Here is a 23,803-nt window from a genome sequence, read left to right on the forward strand (position 1 = left end):
GTCAGGCGACGCGGCTTGGCAACGCGGGCTGCGAGCTTAGCGCACCTCGTGCACTTCGCTCGGCAGGCTGGGCAGATGGATGAGGTGGAAGTGCAGCGCGGTCCAGAACAGCACGCAGATCACCGCGGCGATCCACGTGGTGGTGAGGAACTTGCGCTTCAGCTTCGGATCGACCGGCGCGCCGGGATCGCCGCCGTCCCCCTTGTCGATGCCGGCCTCGGCATGGCTGACCACCCCGATCGGGAGGACGGCGAACAACACCGTCCACCAGACAGTGAGGTAGATGGCGGCCCAGGTGAACGGACTCATCGGTGCGCTCCCTTCGGCGTCTCCATCAGCTCGACGAGCACGCCGCCCATGTCCTTCGGGTGGACGAAGATCACCGGCACGCCGTGCGCCCCGATCCGCGGCTTGCCGCCGTTGAGCACCGTCGCGCCCTTGGCGGCGAGATCGTCGCGTGCGGCCTCGATGTCGACCACCTCAAAACAGACGTGGTGTTGGCCGCCCTTTGGGTTTTTTTCAAGGAAGGCGCGGATCGGCGAGGCCTCGCCATAGGGCTCGATCAGTTCGATCTGGCTGTTGGGCAGGTTGACGAAGCAGACCCAGACGCCCTGCTCCTCCATGACGAACTTCTCGCCGATCGAGGTCGCACCCAGCATGTCGCGGTAGAGCCGCACGGAGTCTTCGATCGAGGGCGTGGCCACGCCAACGTGGTTGAGTTTGCCGATCATCCAGGCGGTATAGCGCCCGCTGGGCGCGGACGCGAGATCACCGCGCGGACACGGGCGCCACGAGCCTGCGGGCTCGGGCCCAGACGGCCGCGACCAGTCCGATCGCGGTCAGCGCCCAGGCCGCGAGCGCCACCCAGACCATGGTCTCGGCCAGCCTGCGCAGCGGCGCGAACTCTGCGGCGAGCCCGAGCCTGAGGCTCGCGAGCGCATACATGCCGAGCGGGAACACGAGGCTCCAGAGCATGGGCGTGTAGGAGAGCGGCACGCGTTTCAGGCCGTGCTTCCAGAGGCCGAAGAGCACGAGCATAGGGATCCACCAGGTCGCCCAGATCCACATGATCAGCGTCACCCCGTCGATGAAGGGGCGCATGGAGACGAGGAAGGGCACGCCGCTCCTGGTCAGGATGAGCATGGACCCGGCGTTTGTGCTGATGGCGGCGGCCCCCATCACGACCCAGAGCAGCGGGGTCACGTCTTCGGGGCCCACCTCGAAGAAGAAGATCCGGTAGCAGAACAGCGTAATGAAGATGCCGTAGAACGCGAGGCCCACGCCCCACAACATATGGATCAGCACGAACAGGCTGGGCGCGAGCGCCCCCTGCTCCGGGATGATCCGCGCGCCGAGGATCACCAGGCTCTGGGTGCCCACGATGGCGATCAGCCAGCCGCCGTGCACCACGTTCGCGCCTTGGGCGGTGTTGCGGAAGGTGAGGACGCCGAAGCTGACGTAGACCAGCAGGGTCCAGACGACGAGCGCGAACACCCAGAGCGCCGCCGCGGCGCCCGCGTAACCCCTGAGATCGAGCCCCACGCCGAACACGTCGGAGGCCGCCACCAGTGTGAAGAAGGCGAACACCAGGCGGGGATTGACAAGGTCGGCCCAGAGCTTCGGCCAGTGGCGGACCAGGCGGACGGCCATGAGCGCGCAAAGCGACGGATAGGCGGCGAGGACCACCGCGAACAGCGCCCTCGAGAGGACGGCGAATCCCTCCAGCCAAAGCGTGTTGGATATGATACCGGTCGCCATGACCAGGGCGAAGGAGCCCGGGTACAGGTCGGCCGCCTCCCGATCCAGCCAGCCGGCCAGTCCGACCCGGCCGCTCAAGCCGACTCCAGGGGCGCCGGCGTGCGGGCTTCGAACACCGCGCCGGACGCGATCAGCGCCTCGATGCGCTCCCGGCCGAGGCCGAAATCCTGCAGCACCTCGCGGCTGTGCTGGCCGAGGTCCGGCGTCGGCAGTCTGTAGCCCGCCGGCGTGCGGGCGAACTCGGAGAAGGCCTTGACCCCGATGAGCGGCCCTAGGCGCGGATGCTCCCAGTGCTGGAAGAAGCCGTTTTCCCAGAGCCAATCATCCTGCAGGGCTTCGGCCGTGCGCAGGGCCGGGGCGGCCGGAACGCCGGCCGCGAGAAGCGCGCTGAGCGTCTCCTCCCGCGGGCGGGCGGCGAAGGCGGCCGCCCGCTTCCCGGCGAGCTCGCCCTCGCGGGCGGCCGTCAGCGCCGCGGCCGGGTCGCCGACGTCGACGTCCAGCACGCGGGCGAGCGCACGGGCCTCGTCCGCCGCCCCGCAGGCGATGCCGATCCAGCCGTCCGCGCAGGCGTAGTAGCGCTCGAGCGCGCTCGCGCCGATGCAGTCGATCTCGCCGGGTGTGTTCGGCGGCCGCCCGGGATAGGTCGTCACCTCCTGCAGCTGGAAGAGCAGGCTCGAGGCCATCAGGCTGGTGAGGATCTCCTGGCCCTCGCCGGTCCGCTCGCGGGCGTTGAGCGCCGCGATCACCGCGGCCGCCACCGAACCCGCGGTCGCGACGTCATTCACCGGGATGGTGATGAGCGTTGGATGGTCGGCGCCGCTCTGGCCCGACTGCATCCCGCCCTCCGACTGCAGAAGCGGATCGAATCCCGGCCGCGCGGCCCGCGGCCCCGTGTCCCCATAGGCGTTGATCGAGCAGGAGATGATGCGTGGATTGATCGCCTTAAGGGCCGGATAGTCAATGCCGAGGCGTGTGCGCACGCCCAGCCGATAGTTGTCGATCACCACGTCGGATTGCTTGGCGAGCTCGAGGAAGACGGCCCGGGCGTCCGCCTGCTTCAGGTCGAGGCCGAGACCCCGGCAGCCACGGTTGTAGGCCAGGAAGCCGACGCCGTCAGAGCGGAACGGATCGCCCTCCGGCCCCTCGATCTTGACCACCTCGGCGCCGAAGTTGGCGAGGATCGTCCCCGCGTACGCGCCGGCGATCACCGTGCCCAGGTTGAGCACCCGGACGCCGGCCAGCGGCGCCGCGGCGCCGCCCTTCCCACGGCTGGCCGCCCGCGGCTCCCACCGCGGCGGCGCGGAGATGGTCTCGGCCAGGCCCCTCACCCTGGCCGGCGTCGCTGACAGCCGGGCGGGCGGCGCGGGCATGGCGACCTCGCCGAGCGCGGGATGCTGGAAGGTGAGCCGGAGTCCCGCCTCGCGCACCGTCTCGCTGGCGAACCAGTCCTCGCGGTCGACCACCGGGGCGCAGGGGACGTCGTTGGCGTGCAGCAGCTCCAGCCACTCCTGCCGCGGCCGCGTCGCGAAGATCTCTGTCAGCAGATCGCGCGCGGCGACCATGTCGATCTCCATGGCCTCGAAGACGTCGCCGAGCCCCAGGGTCTCGAACGCCTTGCGATAGAAGTTCGTGAACAGCGTGCCCAGAAAGAACCACTGGCCGTCGGCGCATTGGTAGAGCCGGTAGCGGGGATTGGCGCCCGGAGGCACGCCGCGCGGCAAGGGCGCCTGCCGCTCCGCGCGGGAGATCCCGGAGACCTCTGCGGCGCCGTTCAGGCCGCTGACCGTCACCGCCTGGCCTTGCCCGCTGCGGGCGCGCTCCAGCAGCGCCGAGCCGATCGCCGACGCGCCCATCACCGCCTGGCCATACCCGAGCAGCGGCTGGATCAGGTGCACCGGCTGGTCGGCGTAGGCGCCCTGCCGGAAGGCCGCCGAGATGAGCCCGGTCAGGAGGTTGTGGTGCGCCGGAAGCCCGCTCCAGGCGCCGCTCGTCCCGTAGGGCGGCATCCAGACGTGGATAAGCGCCGGGTGGGCGGCGGTCAGGGTCTCGGCGTCGAGGCCGAGCGGTGCGAGCACGCCGGGGGCATGGTCGAACATCGCCACGTCGGCCCCGGCGATCAGCTGCTTGGCGATCTTCAGCTCCGCCGGCGCGCTCAGATCCAGCGTCAGGACCTGCTTGTTGCGGTTGAAGGCGAGGTAGCCCGGATGGTCCTTGTAGCGGTCGCCGCCCGGCGGCTCGATCTTGACGATCTCCGCCGCGTAGTCGCCGAGCAGCATGGCGGCCATCGGCCCGGCGACGCCTTGGCTGAAGTCCGCGACACGGACGCCCAAATAAGCGGTCACTGAACGCTCCTCCTCGCGTGCGGCGCGATTCCCGCGTCTCGCCCACCCATCAAAACCCGCACGCCCGCGCTCGGCAAGCTGCGGCGCCTATGGGCGGCGCCATTCGTCGAGCCCCCCGAAGCGCGCCGGCGCCGCCGGGCGACCACGTGACCGAGAATTAAGGTGAACACCGGCCGCAGCGGGCCTAGCTTCGCCGGCGTCGATCTCGGGGTGAACCGATATGTCTCTTCGCGTCTGGCGCGCAGCCGCATTCGGCGCGTGCATGCTGGTCTGCGTCCCGGCCGTCGCCGCGCCCTCCCAGGCGGCGCGGATCGCCCGCATCGAAAAGGACCTCGGTCCCGTCGGCATGATCGACAGCACCTACCAGCAGCCCCCGCCGGCCACCCGGCAGCCGCAGCTCGCGACGGGCTACCTGCGGACAGGTCAGGCTGTGGAGGGCCGCTACCACACCTACCCCGAAATGGCCGCGGCGGGGCTCTGGACCACACCCACGGACCTCGCCAAGTGGGCGATCGCGCTGGAGCGCGCCCACAACGGCGAGACGAGCCCGCTGATGTCCCAGGCGAGCGCCAAGACGATGCTGACGCCCGGTCTCGGCCATTGGGGGATCGGCGTCGAGGTCGAGGGCCAAGGGGACGACCTGCGGTTCACACACGGCGGCGACGACTGGGGATTCAAGGCGAACCTGGTCGCCTGGCCGAAGGGTGAGCGGGCGATCGTCGGCATGGCCAACGGCGATGCCGGAATGCAGGTGGTCATGGAGCTGATGCAGGCCGTCGCGCGGGAGTACGGCTGGTCGGGCTGGTCGCCGCAGATCATCGATGCGGTCGCCCTCAGCCCGGCGCAGATGTCCGACTATGCGGGGAGCTATGGCAAAGGACTCGCCAAGGTCGCCGTCGACGGCGGGAGCCTGGAGGTCAGCTACGGCGGCGTCACCGTGGAGCTCATCGCTCTCGGCGGCGACAAGTTCCTCGCGGACAACGACGGCGACACCATTCCGGTGAGCTTCATCCGCGGCTCCGACGGCAAGGTGTCCGGATTGTCGGCCCTGGGCGTTCCAATGATTCCGCACGATCCCTAGAACCCGATGCGATCAGCGACCGCCGGACGTCGAATCGCGCTCTGAAATCAAGCCGTCGGAGCGCCTTGCGGGCCCGCCCTAGATGCGCAGCACGGTGGTCTCGACGACGGGACGGCGCCCCCAGATGCGCTGGCTGGCCTTCTTCACGGCGCGGGAAAGCGCCGTCTCCACGGTCTCGTCCAGGCCGCGGTCCTGACCGGAGAGCCGGTTCAGCGCCGTCTCGGCCTCCTCGGCCAGGTCGTCCAGCACCTCGTCCAGCGGATAATCCGCATCGGTCGGCAGGCCGAGCGCGCGCACCTGCGGACCCGAGGCGATGCGCCCCTTGCGGTCCAGCACCACAGCGATCGAAACCACGCCGTTGAACGCCGCGTGGCGGCGCTCGCGCAGCGCCTCGCCGTTCTCGGGCGTCAGCACGCCGGCGTCGACATAGAGGCGGCCCGCCGGCGTCTCGTCGACGACCTCGGCCCGGCCGGGCGCGAGCCGCACCATGTCGCCGTTGCGCGGGGCGAGTTGCTGCGGGACCTGCAGATCGCGGGCGAAGGCGCAGTGCTCCAGCAGGTGGCGCCGTTCGCCGTGGGTGGGCACGGCGATCTGCGGCCGCGCCCAATGGTACATGTCGGCGAGCTCGTCGCGGCAGGGGTGGCCCGAGACGTGGATGCCCGGATGGTCGCGCTCGGTGTAGAGCCGCACGCCGCGGTCGGCGAGCTTGTTCTGCAGGTTGCGGATGGGGATCTCGTTGCCGGGAATGATCCGCGAGGAAAAGACCGCCGCATCGCCCTGGCCCAGCGTCACGTGCGGATGGGTGCCGTCGGCGATCCGGGCCAAGGCGGCGCGCGGCTCCCCCTGGCTTCCGGTGCAGAGATAGAGGATCGCCTCGGACGGCAGATAGCCGGCCTCGTTCTCCTCCAGGAACGGCTGCAGGTCCGCCATCAGGCCCACCGATTTGGCGGCGGCCGCCATCCGGCGCATGGAGCGTCCCACCAGGCAGACGCGCCGGCCGGCGGCTTCGGCGGCGCGGCAGACGCTGTCCATCCGCGCCACGTTGGAGGCGAAGCAGGCGACAGCGACCTTGCCCTTCAGCCCTGCTATCAGCGGCATCAGGGTCCCGCGCACCGCCGCCTCCGAGCCGGCGCGGCCATCGACGAAGACGTTGGTCGAGTCGCAGACCATGGCCAGCACGCCCTGATCGCCCAGCCTGCGGATCGCCGCCACGTCGGTAGGTCCGCCGAGCAGCGGATCGGGATCGATCTTCCAGTCGCCGGTGTGCAGCACGGTCCCGAGCGGCGTCTTGATCGCCAGGCCGTTCGGCTCCGGGATTGAGTGGGTGAGCGTGATCAGCTCGAGATGGAATGGCCCCAGGTCGATCGTCCCGCCCAGCGGCACCTCGATGATCTCGACTTCGTCGAGCAGGTCGGCCTCGCGCAGCTTCTCGCGCAGCACGAAGGCGGTGAACGGGGTGGCGTAGATCGGCGCCTTCATCCGCGGCCAGAGCCAGGCCACCGCGCCGATGTGGTCCTCATGGGCGTGGGTCAGCACGATGCCGAGGATCCGATGGGCGTAGTCCTCGATGTAGGTCGGGTCGGGAAGGATCACCTCGACGCCCGGCGTCGACTGGTCGCCGAACGTCACCCCCAGGTCGACCACGATCCAGCGACGGTCGTGCGGCGGCCCATAGCCGTAGAGGTTGAAGTTCATGCCGATCTCGTTCGACCCGCCGAGCGGCAGGAAGACGAGCTCGTCATCGGCTCCGTCAGCGGCCATCAGCTCCGGCCCTGGTTGCGTCGCCAGATCTCCAGCAGCCCGCGGATGGTGAGGTCCGGATCGAAGTGGTCGACGCTCAGCGTCGCCCCGTGGAACAGCGAGGCGATGCCGCCGGTCGCCACCACCGTGAGCGGGGCGCCCCGCTCGGCCTTGATCCGCGCGGTCAGGCCCTCGATCATCGCGATGTAGCCCCAGAACACGCCCGACTGCATGGCGCCCACGGTGTCGGTCCCCACCACCCGCTGCGGCTTCTGGATCGCGACCCGCGGGAGCTTGGCCGCCGCGGTGTGCAACGCCTCCATCGACAGGTTGATCCCGGGCGCGATCACGCCGCCCTCGAAGGCCCCGTCCGCAGCCACCACGTCGAAGGTGGTGGCGGTGCCGCTGTCGATGACGATCAGGTCGCCGGGATAGGCGGCGTGCGCGCCGATGGCGTTCACCAGCCGGTCGGCGCCGGCTTCCGAGGGCTTGTCGATGCGGATGTCGATGCCGAGCTCGGCGTTCTCTCCGATGACCAGCGGCTCCACGTGCAGGTAGCGCCGCGAGAGGTTCCTCAGGTTGAAGATCGATTGCGGCACGACCGATGAAATGATGCAGCCGTCGAACACCCCAAGCTGCAGCCCGGCCATGTTGAGCAGTTGCGAGAGCCAGACGGCGTATTCGTCGGCGGTGCGGGCGCTCTCGGTCGCCGTGCGCCACTGGGCCGACCAGCTCGTCCCGTCGTGCACGGCGAAGAGCGTGTTGGTGTTGCCCTGCTCGATCGCCAGCAGCATGCCTCAGGCTCCCCCGAAGAAGACGTCGCCTGCGGTTATCCGCTCGAGGCCGCCGTCGTCCAGCCGCAGCCTGAGCGCGCCGTCCGGATCGAGCCCCTCGGCGACGCCGGCCAGCGTGCGGTTCGGCAACCGCGCCTCGCAGGGCTGGCCGATGCCGAGCGCGCGCAGGCTCCAGGCGCGGGCGATCGGCGCGAACCCTTGCCTCGCCCAGGCCTCGCGCCAGGACTCGAAGCGCGTGGCCAGCACCTCCAGCGCCGCCAGCGGCTCGGGCGGCCGGCCTGGCATATGCTCGGCGTAGGCGGTGGCCGGACGCTCCACGTTCGGCGGCGCATGCGCGAGGTTCACCCCGATACCTACCGCCAGCCACAGGCGTCCGTCCGGCCGGGCGCCGGATTCCACCAGGATGCCGGTGCACTTCCGGCCGTGGATCATGACGTCGTTGGGCCACTTCAGTCGCGCGATCGCGGGCCCCAGGCAGGCGTCCGCGAGCTCGGCGGCGGCGAGCGCGGCCACGAAGGAGACCTGCGCGGCCTCGACCGGTGGCGCATCGGTGGTCATGAGCAGGGTGGCCGCGAGGTTGCCCCGCGCCGTCGACCAGCTGCGCCCGCGCCGTCCGCGCCCGGCGGTCTGCACCGCGGCGGTGATCCACACGGGCCCGGCTTCCCCGACCTCCGCCCGCCGTCGCGCCTCGGCGTTGGTCGAGTCGATCTCGTCGTAGGCTTCGATCGGCGGGTGCGGGGTCATGAGACGGACCACAGAACACACGGAAAAAGAGCAACCACGGGTTTCACGGATTGGCGTCGCGGCGGTGGCGTCGAAGGTCCGCCAGGATCAGACGCTTGAGGACTGACTCGCTCGCTGGGGCTCGCGGCGGGCGGTTCGAACCGGCGCGAAGCGCCAATTCCGTGTGTTCCGTGCGTTCCGTGGTTCTCTTCCTTACGCCAGGCCGAAGGCGCGGGCGGCGGTGGCGGCGAGCGGGTCGATCCAGCGGAGCGCCACCATCACCACCGGGAAGGAGAACAGCGCCAGCGCCACGGCGATGCCGCGGGCCTCGGGCGCGGGCCTATCGGTCGCCCCTTCGGCCGCATCGAACCAGATCACCTTCACCAGTCGCAGGTAGTAGAAGGCCGCCACCACCGAGCCGACCAGGCCCAGCACGGCCGGCCAGGCGAGGCCCGCGTGCAGCGCGGCCTTGAAGACGTAGACCTTGGCCCAGAAGCCGGAAAACGGCGGCAGGCCCAGGGCGGATAGCGAGAACGCGGTCATGGCGAGCCCCAGCCCCGGCTGCGCCTTGATCAGCCCCGCCATGTCGTCGATCGTCTCCATCGGCCGACCCTGGCGCGACAACGCCGCGAGGCAGGCGAAGAAGCCGGTCACGTCGATCATGTAGAGCACCATGAACACCAGCATCGACTGCATGCCCTCGGCGGTGCCGGAAGCCATGCCGAGAATCGCGTAGCCGACGTTGGCGATCGAGGAATAGGCCCACAGGCGCTTGAGGTTCCGCTGGGCGAGACCGGCGAACGCGCCCACCGCCACCGAGATCAGGGCGATGGCGATCAGCACCTCCTGCCACTGTCCGGCGGCGCCGGCGAAGCCCTGGCCGAGCGCGCGGCCGAACAGCACCATGGCGGCGAGCTTGGGCGCGGCGGCGAAGAAGGCCACGACCGGCGTCGGCGCGCCCTCGTAGACGTCCGGCGTCCACATGTGGAACGGCGCGGCCGAGACCTTGAAGGCCAGCCCGCAGATCAGGAAGATCAGCCCGAACAGCACGCCCGTCCCGGCCCCGCCCCTCACCGCCGCGGCGATGTCGGTGAAGATGGTCGAGCCGGCGAAGCCATAGATCAGGCTCGCGCCGTAGAGCAGCAGGCCCGAAGAAAGCGCGCCGAGGACGAAGTACTTCAGCCCCGCCTCCGAGGCCCGCGCGTCGTCGCGGTGCATGGCCGCGAGCACGTAGAGCGCCAGCGAATGCAGCTCCACCCCGAGGTAGAGCGAGATGAGGTCGCCGGACGAGGCCATGATCCCCATGCCGAGCGCGGCGATGACGATCAGGATCGGGAACTCGAAGTTGCGGATGCCCCGCCGTTCGAACCAGCGTTGCCCGAGCGGCACGCAGACCGCGCTCGCCAGGTAGATCGCGACCTTGGCGAAGGCCGCCGCGGAGTCGAACACCAGCCCGCCGGCGAAGGCCGAGCCCAGCGGCTGGACGGCGGCCGCCACGGCGGCGGCGACCAACGCCAGGATGCTCAGCGCGCCGACCACCCCCGTGCTCCGCGGCGCGAACGCGCCCACGACCAGCAGCAGGAGCGCGCCGGCGCCCAGGATGAGTTCCGGGTAGGCGACCGCGAGGCCGGCGGAGAAATTCATCTAAAGCTCAGCCCCCGATGGCCGCACGGTAGGTCTGGGTCAGGTGGTCGACCGAGGCCTGGGTGACGTTGAAGATCCATGACGGCATGACGCCCATGAGCAGCGTCGCCACCATCAGCGGGGCGAAGATCACCACCTCGCGGACCTCCAGGTCGGCGATGGCGGCGAGCTTCGGATTGACCAGCTCGCCGAACACCACCTTGCGATATAGCGTCAGCATGTAGACCGCCGAGAGGATCACGCCCGTCGCCGCCAGGATCGCCGTCCAGGTGGAGGCGGCGTAGGCGCCGGTCATCGACAGCATCTCGCCGACGAAGCCGCTGGTGCCGGGCAGCCCGACGTTGCCCATGGTGAACAGCATGAACACCGCCGCGTACCAGGGCATCCGGTTCACGACCCCGCCGTAGAAGGCGATCTCGCGGGTGTGCATCCGGTCGTAGACCACGCCGACGCACAGGAAGAGGGCCCCGGAGATCACGCCGTGGCTCAGCATCTGATAGATGGCGCCCTGCTCGCCCTGTACGTTGCCGGAGAAGATGCCGATGGTGACGAGACCCATGTGGGCCACCGACGAATAGGCGATCAGCTTCTTCATATCGACCTGCCGCCAGGCCACCAGCGAGGTGTAGATCACCGCGATGACGCTGAGCGCGAAGACCAGCGGCGTGAAGAACTGCGAGGCGGAGGGGAACATCGGCAGCGAGAAGCGCAGGAAACCGTAGCCGCCCATCTTCAGCAGGATGCCCGCCAGGACCACGGAGCCCGCCGTGGGCGCTTCGACGTGGGCGTCCGGCAGCCAGGTGTGCACCGGCCACATCGGAAGCTTCACTGCGAATGACGCGGTGAAGGCGAGCCACAGCCAGATCTGCAGGCCCGGATCGAAGTGGTAGGTCATCAGCGCCGGGATGGAGCTGGTGCCGGAGATCGCGACCATGGTGAGGATGGCTGCCAGCATCAGCACCGAGCCCAGCAGCGTGTAGAGGAAGAACTTGAACGCCGCGTAGACGCGCCGCTGGCCGCCCCAGATGCCGATGATCAGGAACATCGGGATCAGGCCGAACTCGAAGAATATGTAGAACAGGATCAGATCGAGCGCCGTGAACACGCCGATCATCAGCGTCTCGAGCATCAGGAAGGCGATCATGTACTCGAGCACGCGGCTGGTGATCGACTTCCACGAGGCGATGATGCACAGCGGCGTCAGGAACGTGGTCAGGATCACGAACAGCACCGAGATGCCGTCCACGCCCATCCGGTAGCGGAACACTCCGAACCAGGGCGCATCCTCCAGGTACTGGAAGCCGGCCTGGTTGGGATCGAATCCCGCCAGCATCAGCACCGAGAGCGCGAAGGTCGCCAGCGTGGCGATCAGCGCGATCCATCGGGCGGCGTTGAGCGTGCGCGGCTCCTCCGGTCGGCCGAAGAAGCGCAGGATCAGGATACCGACCACGCCCACGATCGGGGCGAAGGTGGTGAGCGACAGGATGCCGGTCATGCGCGCCCTTTCCCCTCACGCGTTCCACGCCACGAGGGCGTAGGTCAGCAGGCCCGCGACGCCCAGCAGCATCACGAAGGCGTAGTGATAGACGTAGCCGGTCTGCAGCAGACCGGTCCGGCGGCCCATGGCGTAGGACACCGCCGAGACGCCATCGGGGCCGAGACCGTCGATGATCCGCTGGTCGCCGCCCTTCCAGAACAGGTCGCCGAGGAAGCGCGCGGCGCGCACGAAGGTCGCGTCATAGAGCTCGTCGAAGAACCACTTGTTGTAGAAGAACAGGTAGAGCGGCCCCTGCCGGGCGGCGAGCCGTGCGCCCAGGCCCTGCTTCCAGAGATACATGTAGGCCGCGACCAGCAGCCCCACGAGCGAGAAGATCAGCGGCGCCGAGAGGATCCACCAGGGCGCGTTCAGCGGCCCGAGCACATGGTTGTTGGCCGCTGTGAAGATCGCGCCGCGCCAGAACGCGTGCTGCTCGCCGCCCACGAAGCGCTCCTCGAACAGGAAGCCGGAGGCGATCGCCCCGATCGCCAGCAGGATCAGCGGCAGGCGCATGCTCCACGCGGTCTCGTGCGGCACGGCCGCGCCGTGGCCGTGGTCGTGCGCGGCGGCGTGGTCGGCGAGCGGCTCGTCGTGGGTCTCGATCTGCGCGTCCGTCGCGTGGTCGTCGTGCGCGCCGTGCAGGTCATCGCGGTTGTGCCAATGGTGCTCGAGGTCCTCGGAGGTCCAGCGCGCGCGTCCGTTGAAGGTGAAGAAGGCGAGCCGCCAGGAGTAGAAGGCGGTCAGCCCGGCCACGAAGACTCCGATGATGAAGGTGAAGTACCCCATCGGGTCGCCCGCCAGCCCCGCCGCATAGCCGGCGTGGATGATCGAGTCCTTGGAGTAGAACCCCGCGAAGCCCCACTCGAGCCCCGGGATCCCGAGGCCGGTGATGGCGATGGTGCCGATCACCATCACCGCGAACGTCACCGGCAGGAACCGGGCCAGCGCCCCGTAGCGGCGCATGTCCTGCTCGTGCGCCATGGCGGTGATCACCGAGCCCGCGCCCAGGAACAGCAGCGCCTTGAAGAAGGCGTGGGTGAACAGGTGGAACATGCCGGCCTGGTAGGCGCCGACGCCGGCGGCCATGAACATGTAGCCGAGCTGCGAGCAGGTCGAGTAGGCGATCACCCGCTTGATGTCGTTCTGCGTCATGCCGACGGTGGCGGCGAACAACGCGGTGATCGCGCCGATGAAGGCGACGAGGTTCTTCGCCGCCGGCGCGTACTCGAACATCGGCGAGAGCAGGCAGACCATGTAGACGCCCGCCGTCACCATGGTCGCCGCATGGATCAGCGCCGAAACCGGCGTCGGACCCTCCATGGCGTCTGGCAGCCAGGTGTGCAGGAAGAACTGCGCCGACTTCCCCATCGCGCCCACGAACAAGAGGGCGCAGGCGAGGTCCATGAGCCGGAAGTCCCAGCTCGCGAAATGCCAGGCCTTGTGGGCATGCGCGGCCACCGCCGGGAACACCTGGGCGAACTGGATCGAGCCGAACGCCCAGAAGGTGGTCATGATCCCGAGCACGAAGCCGAAGTCGCCCACCCGGTTGACCACGAAAGCCTTGATCGCAGCGGCGTTGGCGGTGGGCTTCTTGAACCAGAAGCCGATCAAGAGGTAGCTCGCCAGGCCGACGCCCTCCCAGCCGAAGAAAAGCTGCATGAGGTCGGCGGCGCTGATCAGCGCCAGCATGGCGAAGGTGAACAGCGACAGGTAGCTGAAGAACCGGGGCTTGCTGTCGTCCTCGGCCATGTAGCCCCAGGAATAGAGATGCACGAGCGAGGAGACCGTCGTCACCACGACCAGCATCACCGCCGAGAGGCCGTCCAGCCGGAAGCTCCAGTTGGAGATGAAGGTCCCGACCTGGATGAACGGCGCGTAGGTGACCGTGAAGGGCTGCAGGCCGCCCCAGGTCCACTGGGCGAAGACGATCCAGGAGAGCACGGCCGAGAGGAACAGCAGGCCCGTGGTGATGGCCATCGAGGCGACATCGCCGATCCTTCGGCCGACCAGGCCCGCGATCGCCGCGCCGATGATCGGCCCGAACAGGATGACGGTGACGAGCGTCTGCGGAGACATGGGCGCCCTCAACCCTTCATCATCGAGGCGTCGTCGACGGCGATGTCGCCGCGATTGCGGAAGAAGGTGACGAGAATCGCCAGGCCCACGGCGGCCTCGGCCGCAGCCACGGTCAGCACGAACATGGCGAACACCTGCCCCACCACGTTGCCCAGATAGACCGAGAAGGCGACAAGGTTGATGTTCACCGCCAGCAGGATGAGCTCGATCGACATCAGGATGACGATCACGTTCTTGCGGTTCACGAAGATGCCGAACACCCCGATCGTGAACAGGATCGCGGCGACCGCCAGATAGTGCGCAAGCCCGATGCTCATTCGCCCACTCCGCGGCCCGGCTTCAGCGACACCATGCGCAGGCCCGCGCCTGGCGTGCGGGCCACCTGGTCGGCGATCACCTGCCGGCGCACGTGGGGCTTGTGGCGCAGGGTGAGCACGATCGCCCCGATCATCGCGACCAGCAGCACCATCCCGGCGGCCTGGAAGAAGTAGATGTAGTTCGTATAGAGGACGCGCCCGATCGCCTCGGCGTTGGTGACATTGGCCGCGGCCGCAGCGCCGCGGGCCATCGGCTGGTCGTTCAGCCTGGCGGCGCCTTGCGTAGCGACGGTCGTCGAGACCACCACCATCTCGATCGCCAGCCCGCCGGCGACCAGGCCGCCCAGCGGCATGTAGCGGGCGAAGCCTTGCCGCAGAGCGGCGAAGTCGACGTCCAGCATCATCACCACGAACAGGAACAGCACCGCGACCGCGCCCACGTAGACGACCACCAGCAGCATGGCCAGGAACTCGGCGCCCATCAGCACGAAGAGGCCCGCGGCCGAGAAGAAGGCCGCGATCAGGAACAGCACCGAGTGGACCGGATTGCGCGCCGAGACGACGGCGAATCCCGCCGCGATGGTCACCGCCGCCAGCAAGTAGAATGCGATCGCCTGCAAGGCCATCCGGCTCTTCTCAACCCCTCGAATTCACTCTCTTGTCCGTCTCACCGGATCGGGCGAGACGGCGTCGACTTTGCAGCGCTCTGAATGGCGCCGCCGTCTTATCGGTACGGCGCATCCAGTTCCAGGTTCTTCGCGATCTGCCGCTCCCAGCGGTCGCCGTTGTCGAGCAGCTTCTCCTTGTCGTAGTAGAGCTCCTCGCGGGTCTCCACGGCGAACTCCAGGTTCGGGCCCTCGACGATAGCGTCCACCGGACAGGCCTCCTGGCACAGGCCGCAGTAGATGCACTTCACCATGTCGATGTCGTAGCGGGTGGTGCGCCGCGAGCCGTCGGCGCGCGGCTCGGCCTCGATGGTGATCGCCTGGGCCGGGCAGATCGCCTCGCACAGCTTGCAGGCGATGCAGCGCTCCTCGCCGTTGGGATAGCGGCGCAGCGCATGCTCGCCGCGGAACCTCGGGCTCTGCGGGTTGCGCTCGTGCGGGTACTGCACGGTGGCCTTGGGCCGCACCATGTACTTGAGGCCAAGCCCGAAGGCTTCGGCGAAGTCCAGGAGCGCCGCGCCCTTCAGCGCCTGTCCGATCCGCTGCAGCATCCTCATTTCCTCTCGCAGCCGTAATCGCCGATGTACTCGGGATCGCCGCCGCTCTTGAGCACCAGGGTTCCGCCCTTCGCCGCGCAGTCCGCATGCGCCTGCTTCAGGGCGTCGTAGGTGGCGACGCCGCCTTCCGGCGCGGCCGTGGCGCAGGCCGCCGCCAGCGCCGCCAGCCCGAGGAGCGCCAGCAGCCTCACGCGGCGGCTCCGAACACCCGCCAGGCCGAAACCGCCACCACCGCCACGAGCGAGGTCGGCAGGAACACCTTCCAGCCCAGCCGCATCAGCTGGTCGTAGCGATAGCGGGGCACCACGGCCTTGGCCATCGCCACCAGGAAAAAGAAGAAGATGATCTTCAGGAAGAACCACATGAAGCCGAAGAAGCTCGCCGCGGTCGGGCTCCAGCTGGCCGTGAACGGCGTCGGGAACGGCGCCTGCCAGCCGCCGAAGAACAGGATCGAGGTCATCGCGCAGATCAGGACGATGTTTGCGTACTCGCCGATCTGGAACAGCAGGTAGGGGGTCGAGGAGTATTCGACCGCGTAGCCCGCCACGAGCTCGCTCTCCGCTTCCGGCAGGTCGAACGGCGGCCGGTTGGTCTCGGCCAATCCCGAGATGAAGAAGATCACCGCCATCGGCAGCATGACGATCGTCAGCAGCTTGGTCCAGATCGGCCCCGGTCCGCCGAACACGTTCCAGTTCCAGAAGCCTCCGGCCTGCGCGGCGACGATCTGCTGCAGGTTCAGGGTGCCCGCCAGGATGACGACGGTGACGATGATGAAGCCGATCGAGACCTCGTAGGAGACCATCTGGGCGGCCGAGCGGAGGGAGCCCAGGAACGGGTACTTCGAGTTCGACGCCCAGCCGCCCATGATGATGCCGTAGACGCCGAGCGAGGAGATCGCGAACAGGTACAAGACGCCGACGTTGATGTTGGAGACCACCCAGCCGGGGGCGAGCGGGATCACCGCCCAGGCCCCGAAGCCCAGGGTGAAGGCGATCAGCGGCGCCAGCAGGAAGACCGTCTTGTCGGCGCCGTCGGGCACCACGATCTCCTTGATCAGGAACTTTCCGAAATCGGCGAACGACTGCAGCAAGCCGAACGGCCCGACCACGTTGGGGCCCTTGCGCAGCTGCACGCCCGCCCAGATCTTGCGGTCCGCCAGCAGCAGGAAGGCCAGCGAGATCAGGATCCAGACCACGACCGCCAGGATCTGGCCGACGGTGAGGAGGGTCCAGCCGCCGGGTGTGGCCCAATAACTCTGAGCGCGGATCATGGCCTACTCCGCCGCCATCCGCGCCGGGCCCGCGGCCAGGGCCGCGCACTCGGCCATCGTCACGCTCGCGCGGGCGATGGGGTTGGTGAGGTGGAACGCCTTGACGGGGCTCGCGAACGGCTCGTCGGAAAGCTCGCCGGGCGCGCCCAGGGCGCCGAGGTCCATCGCGGCGGCGGCGGCCCTGCCTTCGACGTAGTCAATGCGCCCGAACGTCGGGTGGTCGGCGAACAGCTTGCGGCGCAGATCGTCCAGGGTGTCGTAGGGCAGCCGCTGCCCGACCCGCTCGGAGAGCGCCCGCAGGATCGCCCAGTCCTCGCGCGCCTCGCCTTTCGGGAACACCGCCCGCACGCCGAATTGCGCCCGGCCCTCGGTGTTGACGTAGATGCCGTTCTTCTCGGTGTAGGCCGCGCCCGGCAGGATCACGTCGGCCCGGTGCGCCCCGCGGTCGCCGTGCGTGCCGAGGTAGACGGTGAAGGCCTTGCTGGCCGTCAGGTCGATCTCGTCTGCGCCCAGCAGGAACAGCACGTCCGCGCCGCCCCTGGACGCGAGCTCACGCGCGGTCTTGCCGCCCGCCTGCGGCGTGAAACCGAGATCGAGGCCGCCCACGCGGGCGGCCGCGGTGTGCAGCACGTTCCAGGTCGCCCCGACGGCCTTGGCCAGCGCCGCGGCGGCCTTCACGACCGCTGCGCTGTCGGCTCGCGTCAGCGCGCCTGCGCCGAGGATGATCGCCGGCGCCTTGGCGGCCTTGAACGCCTGCACGAACTCGTTCCGCTGCCGCGAGAGCCCGCCCAGGGTCTTGGGGCCGGCGCCCAGATGGTCATAGGGATAGGTGAGATCGGCCGGTTCGCCGATGAGCCCCACGCGCAGTCCGCCCGCCAGCCAGCGCTTGCGGAAGCGCGCATTCAGCACCGGCGCCTCGAGGCGCGGATTGGTCCCGATCAGCAGGGCCACGTCAGCCGCCTCGATGCCGGCGATGGTCGAGTTGAACAGCCAGCTGGCGCGCGGGCCCTCGCCGAGCGCCATCCCGTCCTGACGGCAATCCAGGCTCGCCACGCCCAGTCCGCGGAACAGGTCGATCGCAGCCTTCATGGATTCGGCGTCCTGCAGGTCGCCGGCGATCACCCCGATGCGCTCCGGCTTGGCGGCCTTGAGCCTGGCGGCGACGAGGTCGAGCGCCTCGCTCCAGGACGCCTGCCGCAGCCGCCCGCCCTCGCGGATGTAGGGCCGGTCGAGCCGCTGGCGCGAGAGGCCGTCCACCGCATAGCGGGTCTTGTCGGAGATCCACTCCTCGTTGATGTCCTCGTTGGTGCGCGGCAGCACCCGCAGCACCGCCGAGCCGCGGGCGTCGACCCGGATGGAGGCGCCCAGCGCGTCGTGGACGTCGACGCTCTCGGTCTTCTTCAGCTCCCAGGGCCGGTAGTTGAACGCCCAGGGCTTGTGGGTCAGCGCACCCACCGGGCAGAGGTCGACGGCGTTGCCGCTCAGCTCCGAGCTCACCGCCCGATCGAGATAGGTCGTGATTTCAACATCTTCGCCGCGGGAGATGAGGCCGATCTCAGGCACGCCGGCGACTTCCGTGATGAACCGCACGCAACGGGTGCACTGGATGCAGCGGGTCATCACCGTCTTGATGACCGGGCCCATGTACTTCTCTTCGACGGCCCGCTTGTTCTCCGTGTAGCGGCTGTCGTCGCGGCCATAGCCCATCGCCTGGTCCTGCAGGTCGCACTCGCCGCCCTGGTCGCAGATCGGGCAATCCAGCGGGTGGTTGATGAGCAGGAACTCCATCACCCCGTGGCGCGCCTTGGTCACCATCGGCGTGTCGGTGAAGATCTCCATGTTCTCGGCGGCGGGCAGCGCGCACGAGGCCTGCGGCTTCGGCGGTCCGGGCTTCACCTCGACTAGGCACATCCGGCAGTTGCCGGCGATCGACAGCCGTTCGTGGTAGCAGAAGCGCGGTATCTCCTTGCCGGCGAGCTCGCAGACCTGCAGGACGTTCATCCCCGGCTCGAACTCGACCTCTTCGCCGTCGACCTTGCAGATGGGCATTATTCGCGAACTCCCGGCGGAGCGTCGATGATGTCCGGCCGACGCTCGATGCGATCCAGGCGTTCATCGACCCGATCCAGCCGACGCCGGGCAACCACCATGTTGTCTTCGAGTGCGCAGACGCAGCCCTTCAGGTCGCGCACGTCCTGAATCAGTTGGTCGACCTTCTTATCAATCCTCGGCAGATATTGCAGGACGATGTTGTCGGGTTCGCCGGACATCACCTACTCCGCCGCCACCTTGGCGCCGGGAAAGGATCCCTTGCGCGCGCGGTAGGTGTTGATCCGCGCCTCCACTTCCGGGCGGAAGTGGCGGAACAGACCCTGGATCGGCCAGGCGGCGGCGTCGCCAAGGCCGCAGATCGTGTGCCCCTCGACCTGGGAAGCCACGTCCAGCAGCAGGTCGATCTCGCTCATCTCGGCCTCGCCGGTGACCATCCGCTCCATCACCCGCCACATCCAGCCGGTGCCTTCGCGGCAGGGCGTGCACTGGCCGCAGCTCTCGTGCTTGTAGAAGTAGGCGGCCCGGGCGATCGCCTTCACCAGGTCGGCGTCCTTGTCCATGACGATCATTGTGCCCGTGCCCAGGCCCGACTTGCGCGCCGCCAGGTCCTCGAAGGTCATGATCGCTTCCTCGGCTTCGGCGGCCGGGATCATCGGCATGGAGATGCCGCCGGGAACGACGGCCTTCAGGTTGCCCCAGCCGCCGCGGACGCCGCCGAAATAGTCCTCGATCAGCTGGCGCATGGGGATGCCGATGGCGTCCTCGACCACGCAGGGCCGGTTCACGTGGCCGGAGGCCGCGAACAGCTTCGTGCCGGTCGACTTCTCGGTGCCGAAGCCCGCGAACCAGTCGGCCCCGCGCCGCAGGATCGTGCCCACCACGGCGATGGATTCGACGTTGTTCACCGTCGTCGGGCAGCCGTAGATGCCGGCCCCGGCCGGGAACGGCGGCTTCAGGCGCGGCTGTCCCTTCTTGCCCTCGAAGCTCTCCATGAGCGCGGTTTCGTCGCCGCAGATGTAGGCGCCGCCGCCATGCGTCACCCGCACGTCGCAGTCCCAGCCGTTGACGTTGCCGGGGCCGATCAGCTTCGCCTCATAAGCCTGCTTGATCGCGGCCTCGAGCCGCTCGCGCTCGAAGACGTACTCGCCGCGGATGTAGATGTAGGCGGTGTGTGCGCGGATCCCGCGGCAGGCGACCAGGCACCCTTCGATCAGGAGATGGGGGTCGTTCCTGAGGATCTCCCGGTCCTTGCAGGCGCCGGGCTCGCTCTCGTCGGCGTTGACCAGCAGGTAGTGCGGCCGCTCACTCTCCTGCTTGGGCATGAAAGTCCACTTGAGCCCGGTGCCGAATCCGCCGCCGCCGCGGCCGCGCAGGCCCGAGGCCTTGATCTGGTCGCAGATCCACTCCGGGGTCTGGTCGATGATCTCCTTGGTTCCGTTCCAGCAGCCGCGCTGCTTGGCGCCCTCCAGGCCCCAGTCGTGGAGGCCGTAGAGGTTGGTGAAGATGCGGTCCTTGTCCGCCAGCAGACCCGCCACGCCTACGCTCCCTCGCCCGGGCGCCTGAGGCCCGCGATGAACCAGATCTGCGCCCCGAAACCGCTCGCCAGCGACACGGCGAAGGCGATCAGCGCCGGCTGCCGGTGCGTTACGACATAGACCGCGATCGCGGCCAGCGCCGCCAGCAAGCACGCGCCGTCGATCACGCCCATCACGATCAGCCGCTTCTTGGCGGCGCGCAGGTCGATGCTCACGCCCGCTCCTTCGCCGGAAGGTTCGGGATGGTGATCGGCTTGGCGCGTGAGCCGTCGTAGAGCGCGGGATCGGTCAGAGTCGTCGGGCCGCCCTCCGGCGCCGAACCCTGCCGGCCGATCGCCGAGCCGGGCTTCGGGCGCCGCTCGGCCGCGAACTCGTCGATCAGCGCCTCGAGCGCCTCGGGCGTGAGGTCCTCGTAATACAGGTCGTTGATCGCCACCATCGGGGCGTTGGCGCAGGCGCCCATGCACTCGACTTCCTGCCAATAGAGCTTGCCGTCGGCCGAGCGGTGATCGCGCGGCCCGATGCGGCGCTTGCAGACGTCCATCAGGGCTTCCGAGCCGCGCAGCTGGCAGGGCGTCGTGCCGCACACCTGGATGAGCGCATGCGTGCCCACCGGCTCCAGCATGAACATGGTGTAGAAGGTCGCCACCTCGAAGACCCGGATCACCGGCATGTCGAGCAGTTCGGCGACGGCGCGGATCGCGGGTTCGGAGACCCAGCCCTCCTGCATCTGCACCAGCCACAGCACCGGGATCACCGCCGAGGCCTGCCGACCCGCAGGGAACTTGCCGATCCAGGCCCTGGCGGCCTTCAGGGTATCCGCCCGGAAGGCGAAGCTTTCGGGCTGCTCGACGGCCAGGCGGCGGACGCTCAACGGTCGATCTCCCCGAACACGATGTCGAGCGAGCCCAGCACGGCCGAGACGTCGGCCAGCATGTGGCCGCGGGTCATCCAGTCCATCGCCTGCAGGAAGGCGTAGCTCGGCGCGCGGATCTTGCAGCGGTAAGGCTTGTTCGTCCCGTCCGAGACCAGGTAGACGCCGAACTCGCCCTTCGGCGCCTCGACGCAGGCGTAGACCTCGCCGGGCGGCGGCCGGTAGCCTTCGGTGTAGATCTTGAAGTGGTGGATGAGCGCCTCCATCGAGCGCTTCATCTCGCCGCGCCGCGGCGGGGCGATCTTGTGATCGTCGGAGAGCACTAGGCCGGGCGTCTTCTTCAGCCGCTCGCAGCACTGCTGCATGATCTTGGTCGACTGCCGCATCTCCTCCATCCGGCAGAGGTAGCGGTCGTAGCAGTCGCCGTGCACGCCCACCGGGATCTCGAACTCCATCTCGTTGTAGGCGGCGTAGGGCTGGGTGCGGCGCAGGTCCCACTCGATGCCCGAGCCGCGCACCATCACCCCGGAGAAGCCCCAGGCCAGCGCCTCGTCCTTGGTCACCTTGCCGATGTCGACGTTGCGCTGCTTGAAGATGCGGTTCTCGGTGATCAGGCCCTCGATGTCATCGAGCACCTTCGGGAAGTGGCCGCACCAGTCGACGATGTCCTGCACGAGCTCCGGCGGCAGGTCCTGACGCACGCCGCCCACGCGATAGTAGTTGGCGTGCATGCGCGCGCCGGAGGCCCGCTCGTAGAACACCATCAGCTTCTCGCGCTCTTCGAAGCCCCACAGCGGCGGGGTGAGCGCGCCCACGTCCATGGCCTGGGTGGTGACGTTCAGCAGGTGATTCAGTATCCGGCCGATCTCATCGTAGAGGGTGCGGATCAACACGCCGCGGATCGGGACCTCGACGCCGATCAGCCGCTCGATGGCGAGCACATAGGCGTGCTCCTGGTTCATTGGCGCCACGTAGTCCAGGCGGTCGAAGTAAGGGATGGTCTGCTGGTACGGCCTGGCCTCCATCAGCTTCTCGGTGCCGCGGTGCAGCAGGCCGATGTGCGGATCGACGCGGTCGACCACCTCCCCGTCGAGCTCCAGCACCAGGCGCAGCACGCCGTGCGCCGCCGGGTGTTGCGGACCGAAGTTGATGTTGAACTTACGGACCGGGGTTTCCGGGAGGTCCGCGTTCATCGGCAGCGCGGGCGCGTTCTCGCCGGTCATCGCTTGGCCCCGCGCTTGTCTTCCAGGGCCGCCCTCTCGTCTCCGGGGATCGGCGCGAAGCCCTTCTCCACGCCCTCCCAGGGCGAGAGGAAGTCCCAGTTGCGCCATTCCACCGACTTCACTGGCTCATAGACCACGCGCTTCAGCTCGTCGTCGTAGCGGACCTCCACGAAGCCGGTCATCGGGAAGTCCTTGCGGAGCGGATGGCCGTGGAAGCCGTAGTCGGTCAGGATCCGCCGAAGGTCGGGATGGCCCTCAAAGAAGATGCCGTACATGTCGAAGGCTTCGCGCTCGTACCAGTCGGCGCAGGGGTAGACCGCGGTGACGGAGGGCACGGCCGAGTCCTCGTCGGTCTCCACCTTCACCCGGCAGCGCAGGTTCTGGGTCATCGAGAGAAGGTGGTAGACCACGTCGAAGCGCCGCTCGCGCTCGGGATAGTCCGCCCCGCAGACGTCGATCAGCTGCTGGAAGCCGTGGGCGTCGCGCAGGTAGCTCATCGCCTCGGCGATGCGCGGCGGCTGCGCGGTCAGATTGAGCTCGCCGTACGCCACCTCGAAGCTGGTCAGCGCGCCGGCGCTGTTGGCGACGAGCCGCTTCCCGAGCCTTTCCAGCTCGGCGGACTTATGTGGCCAGGTCATCGGACGATGGTTCCCGTCCGCCGGATCTTCTTCTGCAGCTGCAGCACGCCGTAGACCAGGGCCTCGGCGGTGGGCGGGCAGCCGGGCACGTAGACGTCGACCGGCACGATCCGGTCGCAGCCGCGCACCACGGAGTAGCTGAAGTAGTAGTAGCCGCCGCCGTTGGCGCAGGAGCCCATCGAGATCACGTAGCGCGGCTCGGGCATCTGGTCGTAAACCTTGCGAAGCGCCGGAGCCATCTTGTTGCAGAGCGTGCCCGCTACGATCATCACGTCCGACTGCCGCGGGCTGGCGCGCGGCGCGAAGCCGTAGCGCTCGAGGTCGTACCGGGGCATCGAGGCCTGCATCATCTCGACCGCGCAGCAGGCCAGCCCGAACGTCATCCACATCAGCGAGCCCGTGCGCGCCCAGGTGATCAGGTCGTCCAGCCCGGCGGTGATGACGCCCTTGTCGGCCAGTTGCTGCGAGACGCCGTCGAAGAACGGATCGTGGCGTTTGGGATCGTAGCCTTCGACCGAACTGCGTCCGGCCTCCCCGGCAGGCGCCATGGAAGACCGCGCTTCGCCTGGTGGGACGATCACTCCCATTCCAGGGCTCCCTTCTTCCACTCGTAGATGAAGCCCACGGTGAGCACGCCCAGGAACGACATCATCGACCAGAAGGCGAACTGGCTGGCCGCCGCCGGCAACTTCATCAACGCCACCGCCCAGGGGAACAGGAAGGCCACCTCCAGATCGAAGATGATGAACAGAATGGAGACCAGGTAGAAGCGGACGTCGAACTTCATCCGCGCATCGTCGAAGGCGTTGAAGCCGCACTCGTAGGACGACAGCTTCTCCGGGTCCGGCGCCTTCGGCGCCAGCACCCAGGCGGCCAGGATGAAGGCGAGGCCCAGGGCCCCCGCGATCCCCAGGAAGATCACGATGGGCAGGTACTGAAGGAGGAACGCGGTCATGGAATCCTCGGGGAGTCGGGCG

At 68.6% G+C, this 23,803-nt stretch carries 25 protein-coding genes; 1 reads left to right on the top strand and 24 read right to left on the bottom strand.

Translation table 11 applies throughout. From position 1 onward, the window contains the following. Positions 1 to 36: 36 nt before the first annotated feature. Genes Q0W60_RS03615 through Q0W60_RS03630 form a run of 4 tightly spaced genes read right to left on the bottom strand, consistent with a single transcriptional unit; the run spans position 37 to position 4,100 of the window. Positions 37 to 309, bottom strand: a complete 273-nt coding sequence (locus Q0W60_RS03615) for a DUF1467 family protein (protein ID WP_297692655.1) — start codon at positions 307 to 309, stop codon at positions 37 to 39. After that, a complete protein-coding gene (gene mce, locus Q0W60_RS03620; protein WP_297692657.1) occupies positions 306 to 731 on the bottom strand; it encodes a methylmalonyl-CoA epimerase in 426 nt (141 codons plus the stop codon). The genes Q0W60_RS03615 and mce overlap by 4 nt, the downstream gene beginning before the upstream one ends. Positions 732 to 768: 37 nt before the next feature. Continuing rightward, the gene (locus Q0W60_RS03625) at positions 769 to 1,836 is read right to left on the bottom strand and encodes a tellurite resistance/C4-dicarboxylate transporter family protein (protein WP_297692659.1); all 1,068 of its coding nucleotides are present in this window, start codon (positions 1,834 to 1,836) and stop codon (positions 769 to 771) included. Further along, on the bottom strand, positions 1,833 to 4,100 hold the full coding sequence (locus tag Q0W60_RS03630) for a CoA transferase (protein WP_297692661.1): 2,268 nt from the start codon (positions 4,098 to 4,100) through the stop codon (positions 1,833 to 1,835). Before Q0W60_RS03630 ends, Q0W60_RS03625 begins: the two co-directional genes overlap by 4 nt. 220 nt (positions 4,101 to 4,320) lie before the next feature. On the opposite strand from Q0W60_RS03630, the gene Q0W60_RS03635 reads away from it, so the two are divergent. Further along, positions 4,321 to 5,181, top strand: coding sequence for a serine hydrolase (locus Q0W60_RS03635; protein ID WP_297692663.1), 861 nt, complete (start codon positions 4,321 to 4,323; stop codon positions 5,179 to 5,181). Between the two features lie 78 nt (positions 5,182 to 5,259). Here the strand turns inward: Q0W60_RS03635 and Q0W60_RS03640 are convergent, their stop codons facing one another. From Q0W60_RS03640 to Q0W60_RS03735, 20 genes are all read right to left on the bottom strand, one after another. Continuing rightward, on the bottom strand, positions 5,260 to 6,942 hold the full coding sequence (locus Q0W60_RS03640) for a ribonuclease J (RefSeq protein ID WP_297692665.1): 1,683 nt from the start codon (positions 6,940 to 6,942) through the stop codon (positions 5,260 to 5,262). Beyond that, on the bottom strand, positions 6,942 to 7,715 hold the full coding sequence (locus Q0W60_RS03645) for a type III pantothenate kinase (protein WP_297692667.1): 774 nt from the start codon (positions 7,713 to 7,715) through the stop codon (positions 6,942 to 6,944). Before Q0W60_RS03645 ends, Q0W60_RS03640 begins: the two co-directional genes overlap by 1 nt. Positions 7,716 to 7,718: 3 nt before the next feature. Next, a complete protein-coding gene (locus Q0W60_RS03650) occupies positions 7,719 to 8,459 on the bottom strand; it encodes a biotin--[acetyl-CoA-carboxylase] ligase (RefSeq protein ID WP_297692669.1) in 741 nt (246 codons plus the stop codon). Positions 8,460 to 8,651: 192 nt separating this feature from the next. Further along, entirely contained in the window at positions 8,652 to 10,082 is a 1,431-nt protein-coding gene (gene nuoN, locus Q0W60_RS03655) for an NADH-quinone oxidoreductase subunit NuoN (RefSeq protein WP_297692671.1), read from the bottom strand. A 7-nt stretch (positions 10,083 to 10,089) separates the two neighbouring features. Further along, the gene (locus Q0W60_RS03660) at positions 10,090 to 11,577 is read right to left on the bottom strand and encodes an NADH-quinone oxidoreductase subunit M (RefSeq protein WP_297692673.1); all 1,488 of its coding nucleotides are present in this window, start codon (positions 11,575 to 11,577) and stop codon (positions 10,090 to 10,092) included. 15 nt (positions 11,578 to 11,592) lie between these two features. Next, complete coding sequence (gene nuoL / locus Q0W60_RS03665) at positions 11,593 to 13,695, bottom strand: NADH-quinone oxidoreductase subunit L (protein WP_297692675.1); 2,103 nt, start codon at positions 13,693 to 13,695, stop codon at positions 11,593 to 11,595. 8 nt (positions 13,696 to 13,703) lie between these two features. After that, the gene (gene nuoK / locus Q0W60_RS03670) at positions 13,704 to 14,012 is read right to left on the bottom strand and encodes an NADH-quinone oxidoreductase subunit NuoK (RefSeq protein WP_297692677.1); all 309 of its coding nucleotides are present in this window, start codon (positions 14,010 to 14,012) and stop codon (positions 13,704 to 13,706) included. Continuing rightward, complete coding sequence (locus Q0W60_RS03675) at positions 14,009 to 14,638, bottom strand: NADH-quinone oxidoreductase subunit J (protein WP_297692679.1); 630 nt, start codon at positions 14,636 to 14,638, stop codon at positions 14,009 to 14,011. The genes nuoK and Q0W60_RS03675 overlap by 4 nt, the downstream gene beginning before the upstream one ends. A 98-nt stretch (positions 14,639 to 14,736) precedes the next feature. Next, positions 14,737 to 15,228: an NADH-quinone oxidoreductase subunit NuoI gene (gene nuoI / locus Q0W60_RS03680; protein WP_297692681.1), complete on the bottom strand. Its 492-nt coding sequence runs from the start codon at positions 15,226 to 15,228 to the stop codon at positions 14,737 to 14,739. 2 nt (positions 15,229 to 15,230) lie between these two features. Continuing rightward, complete coding sequence (locus Q0W60_RS03685) at positions 15,231 to 15,425, bottom strand: hypothetical protein (protein ID WP_297692683.1); 195 nt, start codon at positions 15,423 to 15,425, stop codon at positions 15,231 to 15,233. Continuing rightward, positions 15,422 to 16,504: an NADH-quinone oxidoreductase subunit NuoH gene (gene nuoH, locus Q0W60_RS03690; RefSeq protein ID WP_297692685.1), complete on the bottom strand. Its 1,083-nt coding sequence runs from the start codon at positions 16,502 to 16,504 to the stop codon at positions 15,422 to 15,424. The genes Q0W60_RS03685 and nuoH overlap by 4 nt, the downstream gene beginning before the upstream one ends. 3 nt (positions 16,505 to 16,507) lie before the next feature. Continuing rightward, positions 16,508 to 18,553 (bottom strand): NADH-quinone oxidoreductase subunit NuoG, encoded by a 2,046-nt coding sequence (gene nuoG, locus Q0W60_RS03695; protein ID WP_297692687.1) that lies wholly within the window; start codon positions 18,551 to 18,553, stop codon positions 16,508 to 16,510. After that, entirely contained in the window at positions 18,553 to 18,774 is a 222-nt protein-coding gene (locus Q0W60_RS03700; RefSeq protein ID WP_297692689.1) for a hypothetical protein, read from the bottom strand. Before Q0W60_RS03700 ends, nuoG begins: the two co-directional genes overlap by 1 nt. A 3-nt stretch (positions 18,775 to 18,777) precedes the next feature. Continuing rightward, positions 18,778 to 20,091, bottom strand: a complete 1,314-nt coding sequence (gene nuoF, locus Q0W60_RS03705) for an NADH-quinone oxidoreductase subunit NuoF (RefSeq protein ID WP_297692691.1) — start codon at positions 20,089 to 20,091, stop codon at positions 18,778 to 18,780. 2 nt (positions 20,092 to 20,093) lie between these two features. Beyond that, positions 20,094 to 20,306, bottom strand: a complete 213-nt coding sequence (locus tag Q0W60_RS03710; RefSeq protein WP_297692693.1) for a hypothetical protein — start codon at positions 20,304 to 20,306, stop codon at positions 20,094 to 20,096. Next, the gene (nuoE, locus tag Q0W60_RS03715; RefSeq protein WP_297692695.1) at positions 20,303 to 20,965 is read right to left on the bottom strand and encodes an NADH-quinone oxidoreductase subunit NuoE; all 663 of its coding nucleotides are present in this window, start codon (positions 20,963 to 20,965) and stop codon (positions 20,303 to 20,305) included. Before nuoE ends, Q0W60_RS03710 begins: the two co-directional genes overlap by 4 nt. Continuing rightward, entirely contained in the window at positions 20,962 to 22,188 is a 1,227-nt protein-coding gene (locus tag Q0W60_RS03720; RefSeq protein WP_297692697.1) for an NADH-quinone oxidoreductase subunit D, read from the bottom strand. Before Q0W60_RS03720 ends, nuoE begins: the two co-directional genes overlap by 4 nt. After that, positions 22,185 to 22,826 (bottom strand): NADH-quinone oxidoreductase subunit C, encoded by a 642-nt coding sequence (locus Q0W60_RS03725; protein ID WP_297692699.1) that lies wholly within the window; start codon positions 22,824 to 22,826, stop codon positions 22,185 to 22,187. Before Q0W60_RS03725 ends, Q0W60_RS03720 begins: the two co-directional genes overlap by 4 nt. Next, on the bottom strand, positions 22,823 to 23,434 hold the full coding sequence (locus tag Q0W60_RS03730; RefSeq protein ID WP_297692700.1) for an NADH-quinone oxidoreductase subunit B: 612 nt from the start codon (positions 23,432 to 23,434) through the stop codon (positions 22,823 to 22,825). The genes Q0W60_RS03725 and Q0W60_RS03730 overlap by 4 nt, the downstream gene beginning before the upstream one ends. Beyond that, complete coding sequence (locus tag Q0W60_RS03735) at positions 23,404 to 23,781, bottom strand: NADH-quinone oxidoreductase subunit A (protein ID WP_297692702.1); 378 nt, start codon at positions 23,779 to 23,781, stop codon at positions 23,404 to 23,406. The genes Q0W60_RS03730 and Q0W60_RS03735 overlap by 31 nt, the downstream gene beginning before the upstream one ends. Positions 23,782 to 23,803: the final 22 nt, after the last annotated feature.

This window comes from Phenylobacterium sp., assembly GCF_025934275.1.
Classification (GTDB): Bacteria; Pseudomonadota; Alphaproteobacteria; order Caulobacterales; family Caulobacteraceae; genus Phenylobacterium.

Bases quoted from the DNA above. Each gene is read 5' to 3' on its own strand.
- Q0W60_RS03615 (WP_297692655.1), bottom strand. From the start codon at position 309: ATGAGTCCGTTCACCTGGGCCGCCATCTACCTCACTGTCTGGTGGACG.
- mce (WP_297692657.1), bottom strand. From the start codon at position 731: ATGATCGGCAAACTCAACCACGTTGGCGTGGCCACGCCCTCGATCGAA.
- Q0W60_RS03635 (WP_297692663.1), top strand. From the start codon at position 4,321: ATGTCTCTTCGCGTCTGGCGCGCAGCCGCATTCGGCGCGTGCATGCTG.
- Q0W60_RS03640 (WP_297692665.1), bottom strand. From the start codon at position 6,942: ATGGCCGCTGACGGAGCCGATGACGAGCTCGTCTTCCTGCCGCTCGGC.
- Q0W60_RS03645 (WP_297692667.1), bottom strand. From the start codon at position 7,715: ATGCTGCTGGCGATCGAGCAGGGCAACACCAACACGCTCTTCGCCGTG.
- Q0W60_RS03650 (WP_297692669.1), bottom strand. From the start codon at position 8,459: ATGACCCCGCACCCGCCGATCGAAGCCTACGACGAGATCGACTCGACC.
- nuoN (WP_297692671.1), bottom strand. From the start codon at position 10,082: ATGAATTTCTCCGCCGGCCTCGCGGTCGCCTACCCGGAACTCATCCTG.
- Q0W60_RS03660 (WP_297692673.1), bottom strand. From the start codon at position 11,577: ATGACCGGCATCCTGTCGCTCACCACCTTCGCCCCGATCGTGGGCGTG.
- nuoL (WP_297692675.1), bottom strand. From the start codon at position 13,695: ATGTCTCCGCAGACGCTCGTCACCGTCATCCTGTTCGGGCCGATCATC.
- nuoK (WP_297692677.1), bottom strand. From the start codon at position 14,012: ATGAGCATCGGGCTTGCGCACTATCTGGCGGTCGCCGCGATCCTGTTC.
- Q0W60_RS03675 (WP_297692679.1), bottom strand. From the start codon at position 14,638: ATGGCCTTGCAGGCGATCGCATTCTACTTGCTGGCGGCGGTGACCATC.
- nuoI (WP_297692681.1), bottom strand. From the start codon at position 15,228: ATGCTGCAGCGGATCGGACAGGCGCTGAAGGGCGCGGCGCTCCTGGAC.
- nuoH (WP_297692685.1), bottom strand. From the start codon at position 16,504: ATGATCCGCGCTCAGAGTTATTGGGCCACACCCGGCGGCTGGACCCTC.
- nuoG (WP_297692687.1), bottom strand. From the start codon at position 18,553: ATGCCCATCTGCAAGGTCGACGGCGAAGAGGTCGAGTTCGAGCCGGGG.
- Q0W60_RS03700 (WP_297692689.1), bottom strand. From the start codon at position 18,774: ATGTCCGGCGAACCCGACAACATCGTCCTGCAATATCTGCCGAGGATT.
- Q0W60_RS03720 (WP_297692697.1), bottom strand. From the start codon at position 22,188: ATGACCGGCGAGAACGCGCCCGCGCTGCCGATGAACGCGGACCTCCCG.
- Q0W60_RS03725 (WP_297692699.1), bottom strand. From the start codon at position 22,826: ATGACCTGGCCACATAAGTCCGCCGAGCTGGAAAGGCTCGGGAAGCGG.
- Q0W60_RS03735 (WP_297692702.1), bottom strand. From the start codon at position 23,781: ATGACCGCGTTCCTCCTTCAGTACCTGCCCATCGTGATCTTCCTGGGG.